General features: G+C 27.4%; 15 protein-coding genes. 7 read left to right on the plus strand and 8 right to left on the minus strand.

The features are described 5' to 3' along the window. Positions 1–33: 33 nt before the first annotated feature. Genes BINT_RS02875 through BINT_RS02890 form a run of 4 tightly spaced genes read right to left on the minus strand, consistent with a single transcriptional unit; the run spans position 34 to position 4,213 of the window. Positions 34–1,107, minus strand: a complete 1,074-nt coding sequence (locus BINT_RS02875) for a DUF3810 domain-containing protein (protein ID WP_014487055.1) — start codon at positions 1,105–1,107, stop codon at positions 34–36. Between the two features lie 48 nt (positions 1,108–1,155). Then, positions 1,156–1,959, minus strand: coding sequence for a hypothetical protein (locus BINT_RS02880; protein WP_014487056.1), 804 nt, complete (start codon positions 1,957–1,959; stop codon positions 1,156–1,158). A gap of 38 nt (positions 1,960–1,997) precedes the next feature. Next, positions 1,998–2,744, minus strand: a complete 747-nt coding sequence (locus tag BINT_RS02885) for an ATP-binding protein (RefSeq protein ID WP_014487057.1) — start codon at positions 2,742–2,744, stop codon at positions 1,998–2,000. Positions 2,745–2,785: 41 nt separating this feature from the next. Next, positions 2,786–4,213, minus strand: a complete 1,428-nt coding sequence (locus BINT_RS02890) for an alpha-amylase family glycosyl hydrolase (protein WP_014487058.1) — start codon at positions 4,211–4,213, stop codon at positions 2,786–2,788. A gap of 234 nt (positions 4,214–4,447) precedes the next feature. On the opposite strand from BINT_RS02890, the gene BINT_RS02895 reads away from it, so the two are divergent. Further along, positions 4,448–5,155, plus strand: coding sequence for a PleD family two-component system response regulator (locus tag BINT_RS02895; RefSeq protein ID WP_014487059.1), 708 nt, complete (start codon positions 4,448–4,450; stop codon positions 5,153–5,155). 35 nt (positions 5,156–5,190) lie between these two features. Continuing rightward, complete coding sequence (thiD, locus tag BINT_RS02900; RefSeq protein ID WP_014487060.1) at positions 5,191–6,000, plus strand: bifunctional hydroxymethylpyrimidine kinase/phosphomethylpyrimidine kinase; 810 nt, start codon at positions 5,191–5,193, stop codon at positions 5,998–6,000. A 502-nt stretch (positions 6,001–6,502) separates the two neighbouring features. On the opposite strand, the gene BINT_RS02905 is transcribed toward thiD, so the two are convergent. From BINT_RS02905 to glyS, 3 genes are all read right to left on the minus strand, one after another. After that, positions 6,503–8,095, minus strand: coding sequence for an alkaline phosphatase (locus BINT_RS02905; RefSeq protein WP_041177205.1), 1,593 nt, complete (start codon positions 8,093–8,095; stop codon positions 6,503–6,505). A 233-nt stretch (positions 8,096–8,328) separates the two neighbouring features. Further along, positions 8,329–9,072, minus strand: coding sequence for a hypothetical protein (locus BINT_RS02910; protein WP_014487062.1), 744 nt, complete (start codon positions 9,070–9,072; stop codon positions 8,329–8,331). Between the two features lie 235 nt (positions 9,073–9,307). Then, positions 9,308–11,401, minus strand: coding sequence for a glycine--tRNA ligase subunit beta (glyS, locus tag BINT_RS02915; protein ID WP_014487063.1), 2,094 nt, complete (start codon positions 11,399–11,401; stop codon positions 9,308–9,310). A gap of 239 nt (positions 11,402–11,640) precedes the next feature. Between glyS and lpxC the strand changes: the two genes are divergently transcribed. From lpxC to hemW, 3 genes are read left to right on the plus strand one after another with little or no spacing between them, the layout of a single operon-like run. Beyond that, the gene (lpxC, locus tag BINT_RS02920) at positions 11,641–12,933 is read left to right on the plus strand and encodes a UDP-3-O-acyl-N-acetylglucosamine deacetylase (protein WP_014487064.1); all 1,293 of its coding nucleotides are present in this window, start codon (positions 11,641–11,643) and stop codon (positions 12,931–12,933) included. Positions 12,934–12,990: 57 nt separating this feature from the next. Continuing rightward, complete coding sequence (locus BINT_RS02925; protein WP_014487065.1) at positions 12,991–13,845, plus strand: sigma-70 family RNA polymerase sigma factor; 855 nt, start codon at positions 12,991–12,993, stop codon at positions 13,843–13,845. 4 nt (positions 13,846–13,849) lie between these two features. Next, the gene (gene hemW / locus BINT_RS02930) at positions 13,850–14,803 is read left to right on the plus strand and encodes a radical SAM family heme chaperone HemW (protein WP_014487066.1); all 954 of its coding nucleotides are present in this window, start codon (positions 13,850–13,852) and stop codon (positions 14,801–14,803) included. A gap of 170 nt (positions 14,804–14,973) precedes the next feature. On the opposite strand, the gene BINT_RS02935 is transcribed toward hemW, so the two are convergent. Continuing rightward, positions 14,974–15,273: a Trp family transcriptional regulator gene (locus BINT_RS02935; protein ID WP_041177206.1), complete on the minus strand. Its 300-nt coding sequence runs from the start codon at positions 15,271–15,273 to the stop codon at positions 14,974–14,976. A gap of 168 nt (positions 15,274–15,441) precedes the next feature. Between BINT_RS02935 and BINT_RS02940 the strand changes: the two genes are divergently transcribed. Both BINT_RS02940 and dnaN read left to right on the plus strand, forming a co-directional pair. After that, complete coding sequence (locus BINT_RS02940; protein WP_014487068.1) at positions 15,442–16,017, plus strand: ankyrin repeat domain-containing protein; 576 nt, start codon at positions 15,442–15,444, stop codon at positions 16,015–16,017. Between the two features lie 111 nt (positions 16,018–16,128). Further along, positions 16,129–17,256: a DNA polymerase III subunit beta gene (gene dnaN / locus BINT_RS02945; RefSeq protein ID WP_014487069.1), complete on the plus strand. Its 1,128-nt coding sequence runs from the start codon at positions 16,129–16,131 to the stop codon at positions 17,254–17,256. Positions 17,257–17,276 lie beyond the last annotated feature (20 nt).

A 17,276-nucleotide genomic window follows, 5' to 3' on the forward strand; every position in this document is an offset into this window, starting at 1 on the left:
ATATGCAGTTTTATTATCGTAAAACTTTAAATTTTATTGAGGGTTAATATTATGGTATAATACTAATAGTTTAACAACCCTTGAATAACTTTTTATTCCGTCATCTTGGCTATTTGCTTTAAGATATGTATCATTAACTTTTTGGCTTACTTTGGAAAGATTTCCCATATACTGCTGCCAAAACTCATAATATTTTTTTATTTCTTCTTTGGTATCGCTATTTAAATTTGCCATCAAATGAGCATAATTTTCATCTCTTTTTAATTCACCCAAAACATATAAAAGTGCCTCAAAATTACCTGAATATCTTACAAATGGATCTGTATGTTTAGAGCAGGCTACATATGATATAAAATTAGCCTCATCTTCATAAGCTATGCCTATTTGATGAGCCATTTCATGTCCTATTGTAAAAGGTATTGATATGCTTGGAATGAGTATATTTACATTTGCCTCAGAAGTAAAAGGAGAATATATTCCTGTTATTTGAAGATGTAAAAACAATTTTGATATCATTATTGGCTTTGTTTTTGAATAATGCATATTTAAAAACTCAAAATCCTCAAATACTTTATTATATTCAGATTCTATCATTCTATTTAAAGCCTGATAATTGGTATTAACTTCTTTATACTTCATTTCATCTTTTATACTATTTATATTTTTTATAAGAGTATCAGCCAATAAATATATATCATCATTATTTATTTCTCTTGGCGGATAATTTTCTATTAAAGGTACTCTATGATAATTTAATCCCCATACTAAAAGAAATATTATATATATAACGATCATAGAGCAGGCTAGTATATATAAAAAATTTAATGCTGTTTTTGTTTTATCTGCTAATGATTTTATATCCGCATTGAAAAAAGATTTTTTAAAAGCTATTACAATAAAAATTATTACTGCTATTATAAATAAAAAAAGCAGTATTTCACCCAATGAAAAATTAAAATTTGAAGATATGCGGTTTATAGTACCAGCAATATTTTTGTATATTAATCTAGAATAATAATTTTCTACAAAGTTTTTAGAAAATGTTACTATTTTTAATATAATAACAACAAATATAAGAGATAGTATCAAAGTAATTTTTATTTTCATAAGTATTATTATTATACTAAAAAGTAAAAAATTGTAAAGGTATGTATATTATTTCATTTTTTTGATATCAGCATCTAATTTCTTTTTCCAAAGATCATACATTTTCTTTTTCTCTTCGGATTCTTCATTTTCATTTAAATATACATGTATTCTTCTTAGAGATGCGATGATATTTAAAGCCATTTTCATATCATCTAATCTTTTATCTTGAAGTTCATATTTAGTTCTGTATTGTTCAGCGGCAGAAGCTAATAGTTTTTTTACTAACTCCATCATTTTTACTCTGAATTTATATCCTTCCAATTCAGGGCTTAATTCTTTAATATAAGTTTTGAAGTCTATCATATTTTTGCCTATAGTAGCAAATCTAGCTTCTATTTCTACAAAATTTTGAAGCCATTTAGAATTCTCACCGTAACAATATTTGAAATAGTCTATAACATATCCAAACGAGCAGATAAATTTATATTTCCACTCATCTGATAATTTACCTTTAAAATATTCATGTATTTCTTCGTTTAAAGAGAGAGAATCATCTGTATGATTTCCGAATACTTCTTCTAAAAGCATAATTGCTTTGTTAATGTATCTTCTTCCATCATTAAGCTGATTATCAGAACGGACATCTATAAATTCTATGGCTATATAACAAGTAGTTGCAATGTAAGAAGATGCCTGAATGTATAGTACAGCCGCTTCTATTTTTTTAGCAGCTATTTCAAAACTATCTTCCAAAGTAAGCAAATCTTTTTCTACTTTTACTAGTTTTGATTCTATTCCTGCAAGTAAATTTTTATATTTATTTTGCATCCTAGTGCAATCAGCTTTTGCAGCTTCACTTATTTTAGCCATATTTTCATCTCCACTAAATTATTATCGGAAAATGATTTTTAATTATTTAAATTAACAGGTATGGAAACAAAAAAAGTTGTTATTTTAGACGGACTATTAACACTTTTTATAACCATACTTCCGCCATGTGCTTCTACTATTCTCTTAGAAATAGCAAGTCCTATACCAACCCCATGACTCTTTGTTGTAAAGAATGGAGTAAATACTTTTTCAGCTAATTCAGGTTCTATATATGAATTAGTATTTTCTACTATGATGTCTATTATTGATTCTCTGTATGCATTATCATCAAATATGACGCTTTGAAGTACATTATTTGCATATACAGCAAAGTGTCCTATAACATTTTTTATTTCATCAATTATAGAGTTATAGAATTCTATTTTATTTTCTCTATTTCTAAAAAGAACAACTCCAATAGGATTTGCATAGAAAAATATCGGAAGTACAAACATAGATGAATAATTTGAAAAAACTTCCATATTTGTATGATTGATATTTTCACCTACATAAACTTTTTGATCATATAATACATCTTTACAATGATTGGCAGATATTGGAAAATCAACTTTACATACATAGTATCTGTCTATTCCATATACACCTCTAAGTATAAGATAATCCCCTTTAGGAAAATACACTTCTCCGCAATCAAAACCGTAGTACTGACAAGTTTTTTCCAAGAATAAATCTACAACTCTATCTATTTCATTGGTGTTTTCAGCAAAAAGCAACCCCATAGATAAATCTGAAAAAAAACTGTCTATAGATTTTCTCTCTTCCATAAAATAAACTTCCTATAATTTTATACCCAATACATTTTTCCTTATAAAGCGAATATTTTTAATTGATACGGTAATATATCAATAGTTTCTGTAATATTTTCTATTTTGTTTTCAAATGATATATCTTCTTTTATTCCGTATTCTTTTGTATCTAATTGTCTAGTTTTAGAAGTTATATTAACTATAATTAAGAGCTTATCATTTTCATCCAAACTATATTTATAAAACTTTCTAAAAGGATCTTTTTCTTTTTTTTCTTTATAATTTCTTTCTTGCTCTTGATAATATTCATGATGTTCATGATATTCGTAATGAGTATCGGTTTCTTTTTTTAATTTTTCTAGTTTCTTTTTTTCTTCTATATCAATAGAAACTATTTTACCGCAATTAGCAAGTATAGGATTATTATTTATATAATTAGTGATATCTTTTATATATTCACTCAAATCATAGTTTATATTTTCATAATCTTTTTCATTTCCACCCACAACATTGCATCTTTTTAAGAATCCGAACTCATCACCTAAAGTTATCATCCACATATCGCATACTATTGCTGTAAACAAGAAAGTCTGTTTTACTCTCCAAATATTTCCGTCATATTCTTCAATAAGTCTTCTAGTATCATGATTACTTGGGAATGCTATTTGTTTGCATTTTTCTCTTGCAAGATCATACTGTTCTATAAACCATTCTCCTTCATAATCCCACCATTTAGCACTGCTTGCTACATAATCAAAACCTGCCTTTATAAGTTTTTTAGTATCTTCCATAGAGCAGCCTAAACTTTCAGCAAAGAATATAACTTCATTATTTATTTTTTTAGCATTATCTATTAAATATTTCCATAATTCTTTAGGAACTTTATATGCAGCATCGCATCTGAATCCGCTGAATCCTAAATCAAGATTATGTTTTATTAAATCATTCCAGTAATACCATATAGGATTTAATATTTCATTATTATTTATCTCATGATTATTTTCTTCTTCACTATTATCTTTATTATCAGCGTTTTCTTCATCATCTTTTTCATTGGGATCTCTTTTATTGTTGAACATAGCTAAATCGCCCCATTCAATCCATTTTCCATTATCCCAAGCTCCAGGAGATTGCAAAGCCCCGTCTTTGGTTTTATACCATTCAAAATGTTCATTAGTCAAATTACAGTCTTTTGATGAATGATTAATAACCAAATCTATCATTACTTTTATATTTTTATTATTACAATAGGCAAGGAAATCTTTAATCTCTTTTTCAGCAATTTCTTGTTCACAGCTAGTGAAAAAAGCAGGGTTATATTTATAATAATATTTTGTAGCGTATAGACTTCCGCTGAATCCGGGATATGTTATAGGATTAATATACACCCATTCAAATCCCATATTTTTAATCCTATCAATATGGCTATACCAATTTTTTATATGCCCTAAAAGGGGCGGAAATAAATTATATCCAGATGTTTTCATCTCTTTATTATATATAATAAATAAAAAAAACAACTTTTTAGTATATTTTTGTTAATGAAATATAATAATATCTTTTTATTAAATGTATAATATACCAAATGTAATATATTATGAAGTATATTATAAAAATTATTTACTTATTAGAGTTTATGATTAAGTTTATATATATTATTGATTTTAATTTTTTCTATTATATAATGTAAAAACAATATAATTAATTTTCAGGTATATATTATGAGAGTATTAGTTTATGATTCATCTTTACAAATAAGGGACAGTTTTATCAGTATTCTTATTACGGCAGGATATGAAGTTGTGGCTGTGAAAGATAAAAATAATATTTTAAGTATGTTCGGTAAACTTCCTTTTTCTATTGCTATTATAGAGGTTGAGGAAAATGATACGGAAATGGAGAGTATACTTGAAAAAATTTATTTAGATGATAGGTATCATGGAGTTCATGTTATAGTTCATGTTGCTGATCCTACTAGAGAGTTTTTTACTAAGATGATGAGGATTGGAGTTTCAGGATTTTTATTAAAGCCATTCAATGAAAAAGATTTTTTGAATAGATTCAATGTTTTAATAGATAAGGCTGGGGTAAAACCTAAAAAACTAAAACATATAGTAATAAACAATTTAGATAATTTTAAATTGGTATTTAGACATGATGGTGTAAGGCAAATTCTTCATGGTATGATAATAGAAATGTCGCCTGTAGGCTTAAAATTTATTATGCCTCCTGAAGAAGCTAGTTTGGAAGTTGGACATGTTATAAAAAATGCTTCTATGTCCATAAGTTCTTATAAAATAAGTTTTTCTATTAATATATTAGAAAAAATAGGAAATGAATATATAGGAGAGTTCGCTGATTTGTCTGTATTTAATTCAAAATTGATATGTAAATTTATATATGATAAATATATAGAAAAATTAAAATAATCTTAATTCATAATAAATTATAGGAGTTTTTGATAATGGTAAAGGCTTTAACAATAGCTGGATTTGATGGTTCCGGAGGTGCCGGCATACAGGCAGATTTGAAAACTTTTTCTGCTTTGGGATGTTATGGAATGTGCGTACTTACTGCATTACCTGTGCAGAATACTCAAGGTGTAAGAAGCTGTTATGAAATAGAATTAAAAGCTATAAAAGAACAATTAGAATGCATATTTGATGATATTATACCTGATGCTATAAAGATAGGAATGCTTTTTAATAGCGATATAATAAAATTAGTTGCAGATTTTTTGAGTAATAATGCTAAGAACATACCTATAATAGTTGATCCTGTAATGGTGGCAAAGAGCGGAGACAGACTTCTTCTTGAAGAGGCAGTTGACAGTTTAAAAAAATATATACTTCCTATTTCTACTGTTGTAACTCCGAATATACCTGAAGCTGAGGATTTAACTTCAAAAAAAATAAAAACCGATGATGATATGATAGATGCCGCTAATGATATACTCAATATGGGGGCAAAAAATGTTATGCTTAAAGGCGGACATTTAGAAGGTGAATTGTCAAGAGATTTATTTATTAATAAAGAAAGCAAAGAGTTTTTAGATGCTTTAAGAATAGATACTAAAAATACGCATGGTACAGGATGCACACTTTCAGCAGCAATATGCAGTTATATAGCACATGGTAAAACTCCTCTTGAGGCTTCAAAATTAGGAAAAGAGTATTTATTTAATGCCTTACAGGCTGCCAAAGTTGACAGTGTAGGTAAAGGTCATGGCCCTGTTCATCATTTTTATGAGGCATGGAAGCATTTAAATATATAATTAATTATTATAGATATATTATTGTGCATTTAAAATAAAAAAATAATTTTTTACAAAATATAGTTGTTTAGGTATATACTGAAAATTTTTAAGTTTGTAATTTTTTTATTCAACTTTTTCCCGCCGCACACCTGCCGTAGGCACGCACAGCGGGGCGGACAGCGTCAAAGTTGCTGCCGACACCTGCCAAAGGCACGCTTCGCGAGGTGGACTTCGTCGGCACGCTTCGCTAAAGTGCAAGGATAAAATTAGTATTAAATAATACTAACTTTGTTTTATATGTAATATAAATTATTAACTTTTGTATATTAATAAGTAATCAGCCGCACGTATAGTTGACTATACATAATAATTTGCGGTACCGTGCGGAAAGCCCATATGGCTAATATTTGACAAAATATAGTTGTTTAGTCATATAGTAGAATACCTTTTAATAAAAATTGTTAAAAATAAAAAAGCGAAACTGTAAAAACAGTCCCGCTTATAAATATGAAAAATATAATTATTTATTCAATATATCTAATACATCAGCAGGGAAATACCATTTAGACTCATTATAAACTACAACTCCCTGTAAAGTTTTTTTCTCTCCGTCTACAGTAATTATATTTCTGTTTTTCATCATTTGAGCAGTTTTATCTTTCATACGTATAGTAAGAATTTGACCGTCAGATGTTAGCTCAGCACCTGCTTTTTTTATTTCATCTTCACTCATAAATAATTTTTTGGAAGCTTCATCTAAACTTATTCCCATGGCTTTAGCAATATTTTTAGCTATATCAGTATTATCTATAAGACCTATAATTCTTTTATTGTTAGGTAAATAAGTATATAAAGGAACATCTTCTCCGGTATGTCCATGAGAAGTGAATCCTAAATATGCTCTTTTTGCTAATATTGGTCCTATAGCATAATGTAAATCATCACCTGTTTTGCCTGTAAGAGAATTTACTTCTGCTGCTGTCATATCATTAATAGAATAATATTTAGACATAGTTTCTCTTATATCTTCACCAGCTTCTATTTTTCTAGCTATATATTCAGCAGAACGTGAAGCTTTTTTTATAGGATCTATAAGGCTTTCTAATTGTATTTGTTGATAATTTGAAGATGTGTCATAATTTCCCATAGAAAAACCACTGTTTCCATGATCTGTTACAGCTATAACCATAGTATTATTATCTTTTTTAGCAAAATCCAATGCAACTTTTACAGCAGCATCATAAGCTAAAGTATCATATACTAATCCCACCGGATCATTGGCATGAGCAGCCCAATCCACTTTGGAAGCTTCTACCATCAAAAAGAATCCATTTTTATTTTTAGAAAGTATCTCTATAGCCTTTGAAGTCATTTGAGCCAATGAAGGCTGAGATGTTTCATTTCTGTCTATATCATATGCCAAATCTGCATCTGCAAAAAGTCCTACAACCCTATCGCCTGTGAAAGAATTTAATTCATCAGAAGTTCTGATTATAGAATAACCTAAATTAGTAATTTCAGATATCAAATCCTTTCCGTCTTTTCTGCCTTCTTTAGTAAAAAACTTATATCCGCCTCCAAGCATAACATCTATATCCTGAAATATTTGCTGTTCGCTTAAATCATCATAGTCTTTTCTAGTGATATCATGAGCAGAAAATGCTGCCGGAGTTGCATGCATAATTTCTGCAGTAGCAACTACTCCTGTAGCTTTATCAAGAAGCTGTGCTGCCTCTAATACATTTGCTATAGGACTTCTGGCTTCTGTAGGTATTGATGAATTAGGAAGTATAGCCTCATCTGGAAGAAGACCTATAAACTGCTTATAAGATGATTTATACCCAGTAGCTATAGCTGTACCGGCAGGGGCAGAATCAGCTATAGGAGAATCAGCATTATGAGTTCTCACTGCTCCGCTTAACATTTCATCTATGGCTAATGACTCTCCACCATTAATCCATCTTGAATATGTAATTACATCAGTGCTTTGTCCGTCAGCAATTAAAATTATAACATTTTTTGCTTTTATGGAATTTTCTGAATTAGCGTAATTTGGCTGACCGCATCCTATAAAAAATACGGCTAAAAGAAGAATAGGTAATAATCGAATCATAGATTTTTCTCCAATCTTTATAATTTGTAAAAATTTTATATCAATTTTTTCCAAACTACATAGTATAATAAAATAAAAATTAACTATAAAAAAATATTTTATATATTTTTTAAAAATTATATATTATCATTTTAGACTATATAATTTTTTAATTCAATACCGCAATAATTTTAAATTATATTTTATAAAAAAGAGGCTTATAATAAAGCCTCTTATAAATACATATTTAATTTTTATTTAACTTCTTTTAAAGTACCTTTCAAAGTTAAAGTATCATTTTCAAAAGTACCCTGCAAATCACCCTGCCAATAAGGTATGCCGTCTTTAGCTTTATCAGTAACCATTTGAATATCAGCAAAATTTATATCATTGGAAATTTGAGAAGTACTTACTTTGTTATTATCTGAACCGTAACCTATTTTAAATATTCCGTTAGTATCAGATTTTAATTCATAAACCCAAGGATAAACAGTAGGTCCTCCTGCATGAGCATATCTTATAGTTATTACTCCTGTTTCATCTTTAGTAACGCCTGTTCCTGTGATGATAGGGCCGTTAGTTCCATTCAATACTTTTTGAGATGTTCCTGTTCCTGTCATACCGTCAAAATTATAAGTTTTAGCAGGTGAAACTCCGTAAAGTACAAAGAATCCTAATCCTCTTTCTATTTTATTATTGGCATATTGATTATTCTCATATCTGTATGAGTCCCAAGATTTTGTTGCTCCTTTTGGTGTTGAAGCTCCTGTAGTAGCATCTACTTTAGCATCGATATTGCCGTAAGTTCCTGAAACTTTTAAATATGAGTTTTGCATTAAATTATTATCATCATTAGCTTTTTCACCGAATACAGCCTGAAAATCTAAGTCCATAGTGCCTGCTTCAGCTGTTCCTTTCTGATTTGATGTTGTATCTGTTTTAGAACATGAAAATATTAAAACAGATATAAATAATACTATAGGTATAATTTTTTTCATTTTCTCTCCTTTTTTGTATTGATTATATAATATAAAGTTATAAGAAATTTTACAATTATATAATTAGTAGTTTTATAAAATTATTATATAAATAGCATAGTATATAATATAGTTATATTTTATTTGTAAGACATTTTTTACATATTATATTATTGTTTAAAAAGTTTTTATAATAAAAAAGCACCCTCATATAAAAATGAAAGTGCTTTATATACAATTAAATATTATTAATGTATTATTTTACCAAACTAGAGAAATCAAGCATATTCTTGAAAATTTTATCAACTGAAGAAAGTAAAGCTATACGGTTATTTTTAATTTTTTCATCATCTACATTTACCATAATATCTTTGAAGAATTTATCTAATGGTTCATAAAGACTAGCCAATAAAGCAAATGTTTTTTCATATTCTCTATTTTCCATAAGTTTATTAACTTCATTTAATTTTTCTTTATATGTATTGTATAGATATTTTTCTGCATCTTCTTTTAATAATGATTCATCTAAATTAACATCTTTAGCTGATTTAATCATATTCTTAATTCTTTTAAATACTGTTAAAAGATTAGAGAATAATTCTTCATTTTTCTTTCTAAACGCATCAATAGCTTCTATTTTTAAGTAAGCATCATACATATCATCTATACCAGTAGAAAGCACGCCGGCAACAGAATCTTTAGCAAAGTCAATATCATTTTCAAAACGAGATTTAAAGAATTCAAATATATCTTTTACTAAATCTTCGCTCTTATTATTTCTGGCATCTTTAGGCATAGAATTGATAGAATCTTCTATTAACTTTTTAAGATTAACATGCTTTTTAGATTTTATAAGTATATTAATAATACCTAAAGCCTGTCTTCTTAAAGCATTAGGGTCTTGAGAACCTGTTGGTATATCTCCTACATAGAAACCGGCTGCTATATTATCCATTTTATCAAGTATAGCTATAGCCTTACCTGTATCATTAGAAGGTATTTCATCAGCAGCAAATAAAGGTCTATATTGTTCATTGATAGCTAAAGCAACATCATCATTAAGATTCATAGATTTAGCAAAATATCCTCCCATTATACCTTGAAGCTCTGGGAAATTGTATACCATATTACTTACTAAATCTGATTTCATGTATTTAATAGCTTTAAGTATATTTTCTTTATCTTTTTCATAGCCTAAAAGTTTTATTAAAAGTTCTGAGTTTTTCTCAAGTCTTTTTACTTTATCAGCAACGCTTCCAAGCTCTTTTCTAAACATTAGCATTTCGAGTCTTTCATTCATCTCATCCATGCCTTTTCTAATATCTTCCTGATACAAGAATTTTCCGTCTGAAAGTCTTGCTGTTAATACTCTTATATTTCCTGCTATTATTTGAGGAGTTTTAGGCTGATTTGCTGTTATTACAAACAAATTAGTTAAAGTACCGTCTTTTTTGCATAATGGGAAATACTTTTGATGTTCAATCATTTCACTAGTTAAAACTTCTTTAGGAACTTCTAAGAATTTAGAATCGAATTCAGCAGTGAGTAAATAAGGCTCTTCTACCAAATCCACAACTATTTCAGATACTTTTTTCTTTGAAACGGCTTCATATCCATGTTCTTTTTCAATATTTTCTAATTGATTTATAATATTTTCTAATCTTTTTTCTCTTGAAACTATAACATGTTTTTCTAATAAAATTTTTTCATAGTCTTTAGGATTATTAATTTCTTTAAATTCAGGTGAAAGAAGTCTATGTCCTGTTACTTTATTATTAGTTTCTATTCCTGCAACTGAAGTTTTAATAATTTCATTTCCGAATAAGGCAAGTACATTTCTTATAGGGCGTACAAAAGCAAAATCTTTGTTTCCCCATCTCATTTTCTTTTTAAAATCTATACTTGAAATAATGCTTTCTAGTTTTTCTTCAAATAGTTTTTTAGTTTCTATACCTTTTTTTTCTTTTTTGACGAATATATATTTTTTTCCATTTACATCTTTTATATATGGCTTATCAAATGATTCATTTTCATCTATATTTTTTATTGAATTAGCATCTATATTATGAGATTTCAAAAAACCTTCTCCAGCTTTTGTAGGAGCTCCATCTTTAAAAGCACTTTCAAATAAAGGACCTCTAAACTCTATAACCTCATCTTTTGATTTTTCTTCTATATCTTCTGCTAAAATTGCTAATCTTCTTGGGGTAGTGTATGAATTAACAGAACTAAAATTGATACCGTTGTTTTTTAATGTATTTTCTATTATTTTTTTAAAACTTACACTAGCAGGATATGCAAAATCTGCAGGTATTTCTTCTACTAATATTTCAATAAGCAAATCTTTCACTTTAATATTCCTTAAAATAATAATTATTAATGTCCTATATTGTACATTTATAGTATAAAAAAACAATATTTTTTGCCTATTAATTTTCAATTTTGTTAACTAATTGTTTATTTGTAAGGTTATATTAATAAAGAATCAGAATATTTAAAGAAAATAATCATTATTTTACGATAATATTATAATAAGATATTGATTTTATATCATTAATTTACTATATTTATAAATTGGAAGACTTTAATATGCAAACAATAACAACTAAACAAAATATATTAATAATAGACGATGAAGAAGACATACTGACTACCTGTCAGAATATTTTAGAAGATGAAGGCTATGGAGTAGATATAGCTAAGAATTATAAAGAAGCAGAAGATATACTTAATAGTAAGAATGTAAATTTAGTATTTTTAGATGTATGGCTACCTGATGTAGACGGACTTGACATACTTGCCAATATAAAAGAAAAATACCCTAATACTATTGTTATAATGATGAGTGGCCATGCTGGTGTTGAAACAGCAGTAAGAGCTACTAAGATGGGAGCTTATGACTTTTTAGAAAAGCCAATAAGTATATCAAAACTTCTTTCAAGCTGCGAAGATGTATTCAAAGAATCTACAAATAAAACAGAATCTCTAGATAATGAAGAAAATGAGTCAAATCATCATCATAATAATGTAGGATATAAGGTTAAACAGAGAACTATAGCTAAAAGTATCGTTGTAAGCGGTTTTGCTCTAATGGAAGGAAGAAAAACAGCTTTAACATTAGTTCCAGCAGAAGTTAATACAGGTATAGTTTTTATTGATATTAATACAAATACTCATATAAAATTATCCCATAATAATATACTTTCTAAAGATAAATCAGGAGCAGTTAATTCTACAGCATTAATCTCCGGAAACAGATATATAAAGACTACAGAACATTTTTTAGCAGCACTTCATATGATGGGTATTACTAATTTAATAGTAAAATGTGATGGTGAAGTACCCAATGTAGACGGTTCTGCTTTAGTATTCTGCGATGCTTTGAAAGAGGCTGGTTTTGTAGAGCAAGATGATTATATAGAGCCTATAGTTATAGATCAGACTTTGACTTATGGTACTGTTAATGATAATGAAACTTATATAATACTTTCACCTTATGATGGTCTTGAAGTTAGTCTTCGTATAGATTTTGCAGGCAGTATAGGCGTACAGGAATATACATATAAATTTGATAATTTTGATCAGTTTACAGAAGAAGTTGGAAGAGCTAGATCATTTAACACTATAGATAATATTGATTATGCACAAAAAATGGGAATGGCTGGAAGCGGTATGATAGGAAGTCATATACTCCTTTGTGACGGAAAAGTAATAAATACTAAACTTCATTTTGATAATGAGTTTGTAAGACATAAAATTTTGGACATAATTGGGGATTTATATATATTAGGAAGACCTATAAGAGGCAAAGTTGTAGCTAATAAGTCTTCACATTCTTTCAATCATTCCGTTGTACATGATCTTGCAAATAGATATTTATGAATTTGATTTAATGATTAAAAATTATATAATTAATAACTAATTTAAGAGTATGAGAATATGTCAGAAAGCAGGTTAAGAACTAATACGGAAGAACAGAATAACATATCATTATATTTTGCAGATGCTAAAAAAGAAAAGCTTTTAACTAGAGAAGAAGAAATAGAACTCACAAAAAGATTAAAAGAAGGAGATGCAGAGGCAAGATCCAAACTGATTAGAAGCAATTTGAGATTTGTTATTACAATAGCAAAACAATATAAAAACAGCGGACTTTTACTTGAAGATTTAATAAGTGAGGGAAATTTAGGACTTATAATAGCAGCTGATAGATTTGATCCGGATAAAGGCTATCATTTTATATCCTATGCTGTATATTGGATAAGACAGAGTATTTTAAGGGCTATAAATGAAAAATCAAGACTTATAAGGCTTCCTTTGAATAAAGCTATGGATTTAGTAGATTTGGAAAGAGCCGTGCATCAATACTATTATAAAAGCGGATATACTCCAGATGTTAATGAGCTTGCAGCTATTTTAAATAAAGACCCTAATGATATACTTCATATTATGTCTATGAGTACAGAACATGTTTCTCTTGAGGGAGAATATAATTATGACGGTATGAAAGACAGACTCATTGATACTATAGAGGATAAAACTTCAAAAAATGTTGAAGAAACTGCTATAAATAAAGAGCTTATGGAAGAATTAAAGACTGCCATTGAGAGTTTATCAGATATAGAAAAGCAGATTATCAATGCAAGATATGGAATAGATCAGGAAAGAAAAACCCTTAAAGAAGTAGGGGAGATGTTTTCTTTCACTAAAGAGCGTATAAGGCAGATAGAGAAAAAAGCATTAAGAAAAATGCATTCTCAGAAATACAGTTCATTAAAAGATTTCTTAAAATAATAAAATGTCCGGGCTTTATATACATATCCCTTTTTGTACATATAAATGCAGTTATTGTAATTTTTATTCTATTGTAAATAAGAATGATATAGAAATATATAAAAAATATATAGAAAGCTTAATATCAGAATTAAAATTAAGAATATCAGACTATAAATCAGAAATAGAAACAATATATTTTGGAGGTGGTACTCCTTCTGTATTGGGCACCGATTTATTAAAATATTTATTGGATAATATATTAAATATTGTTCATAATAAAGATTTAAAAAATACAAATTTGATAAAAGAAATTACTATTGAATCAAATATAAATGATATAAATGCTGAATATATTAATTTTTTAGAGAATATACCAAATATAAGGCTTTCTTTAGGTATACAGACATTCAATGAAAAGAGTTTAGCCATTATAAATAGGCATACCTATAAAAAAGATATTATAAATACACTTAAACTGATAAATAAATCATCTTTAGAAAATATATCTCTTGATTTCATATGCGGGCTTCCTTTAAATAGTGAAAATCAAATAATAGATGATATATTATTTTCATTAGATTTGCTTCCTAAAACCAAGCATTTTTCACTTTATTATTTAGAATTAACCAATTCGCTTCAAAGAAAATGGGAAGATTTACTGCCTAATGAAGAAGAATCTGTCATCTATTATAAAAAAGCATCTGATACATTGGAAGGACTTGGATTTAAAAGGTATGAAGTTTCAAATTATTCAATGCCAAATTATAATTCTATTCATAATAGTAATTATTGGCTTTTGAAAGATTATATAGGTATAGGTGTATCGGCTGTAGGGTGTTATAATGATAATAGATACAGTAATGTTAAAATGCTTAGAGATTATTTTGATTTTATTGATAATAATAATCTTCCTATAAAAGAAAATGAATATTTAGATATAGATACTAGAAAAAAGAATTTATATTCCTTTCACTAAGAACAGTAAAAGGAATAAATATTAATGAATATAATAATTACTTTAATGAAAAATTTTATGACAAATATTATCACATTATAAATAATAATAATAAATATTTTAATATATCTAATAATTATTTATCTATAAAAAAGTTCTATTTTGATTATGTTGATGAGATTAGTTTATTGTTACTTTGATTTACTTAATGATTCTTGAAAATTTTTATCGTTTATAAGATATTTATCGACTATTATTGCTAAAGCACTATCTTCTTTTTTTAATTCCTTTGCTCCTCTTGTTATTGAACAAAGGCTAGCATTTAAATGTTTGGCTATTTCGTATTGAGGCATCTTCTTTCTTAATAGGGTGACTATCCTCAATCTTTGCTGTATCATATCTTGTTCATCTTTTGTGAAGAGTTCTGTTAGAAGTTTCTTAATGAATTCTTCATTGTTTTCAGTTGCTAGAATATGTGCTAATAGTTCCATTTTATGTCTCCTTAAAATTATTACTATTTAGAATACTACTATATTAAGTATAGGATAAATATTAATTTTTTCAAGTAAATTTATTATTATTATTATATATAATAATACATTTTATTTATTACAAGTATATGTAAATTACTGTTTATTAATAATAATCAAGGCAAATTTATGAAAAAGTCTAATAAAAATAATAGAAATAGTAAAAATATAAAAAAAATTTCAACTAAAGAAAATACTAAAAATAATTTGTTTATTATTTTATTTGCCATATTTGTTTTGTTTACTGTATTTATATACAATTATTATAATAAAAAAATTAATTCAGTATCAAATATAAATGAAGTTGATTCTCAAGGGCTTACAATAGTGATGAAGGCATTACTTAATGAGAATAATCAATTAAATATTAATGATATAAAAAGGCTTATAAGAGATAATAGAAAAAATATAGATTATAAAATCAGAGATAGCGAAAGTAAAACTCTTTTAATGTATGCGGTATTTAACGGAGATACTGAAATAATAAAAGATATAGCTAAATACGGCAATCAATTAAATGAAATAGATAATAATGGAAGAACGGCATTACATTGGGCGGTATATTATAATAAATATGATGCTGTTGTTGCTTTGATAGAGCTTGGTGCTAAAGATTATATAAAAGATGATTATTCACTTACTCCTATAGATATAGCACAATATGAGGGGTATGAGGATATATATGAATATTTATCAAATTTATAATAATTAAAATATGTTGTAAAAAATATTTTTTAATGTTAGAATTAGTTATTAATATTGTAGTTTTTAGAAATTAGTAAAATAAAAATAATTAATAATAATAAAGAGGAAGCAATGAGATTTAGATGTTTAAAAAAAGATATAGTAAAATCTATTGGTGTTACTGAAAATGTTGTTGAAGGCAAAGTAATTTATAATATAGAAAGCAATGTGCTTTTTCATCTTGCAGGCAATATGCTTACATTAACTGCTACTGACGGTTCTGTTTGGGCTAGAAGCAGAATAATACTTGATGACTGTGATGGTGAAGGAGCTGTGGCTGTATATGCTAAGAAAATCAGTTCTATATTAAAAGAGATGCCTGACGGACTTATTACTATAAATGTTGAAGAGAATGAAAAAATAAACATAGAATCTGAAAACGGAAAAACTAAACACTTAATCATAGGTATGAAAACAGATGATTTCCCTGCTTATCCTGAAAGCAATGGAGATATCAGCTATATTATGCTTCCTACAAAAGAATTAGTTACTATGATTAATAAAACTATATCATCAATAGCTAAAGAGCCTTTCAAACCTGCTTTAAGAGGTATATGCTTTGAGAAAACTGATTCTAAATTTCTTGCTGTAGCTACTGACGGAAGAAGAATGGCTGTAATTGAAAGAGAATTTGAAGGTGTAGAAAATGGTTCTTTCTCTATAATCATAGAGCCTAAGGTTTTAAATGAGATACTTGTAACTGCAAATTATGATGAAGTAGAACAAGTAAAAATGGGAGTAGATGGACAGCAGGTTTATTTCCAAGTTGGTAAATATGATTTTGTATCAAGCCTTATAGAAGGAAAATATCCTAATTTCAGACAGGTTATACCAAAAGAGTTTGCTTATAGTTTCAGAGTAAATAAAAATGATCTTCTTGATGCTATAAGACGTATCGTTCCTATGATTAATGATGTTCGTTCAAAGAGAATGATATTAACAGTTTCAGAAGAATCTCTAAAAGTAAAAGGTATAAACCAAGAGATGGGAGAATCTTTAGAAGAAATTGACATAAAATATTCAGGCGAAGAACATTCAGTTGCTTATAATTATACTTATATTCAAGATGTTATAAAACAAATCGATTCTGAAATAGTTACTTTTATGGTTAATAAAGACTCTAGCCCTACTATGGTAAAAGAAATAGAAAGAGAAGATTATTATTATATCATTATGCCTATGAGTATAGGTGAGGAGTAATTCATTTTAAGAGGAAATTC

Source organism: Brachyspira intermedia PWS/A (assembly GCF_000223215.1).
In the GTDB taxonomy this organism is placed as follows: domain Bacteria; phylum Spirochaetota; class Brachyspiria; order Brachyspirales; family Brachyspiraceae; genus Brachyspira; species Brachyspira intermedia.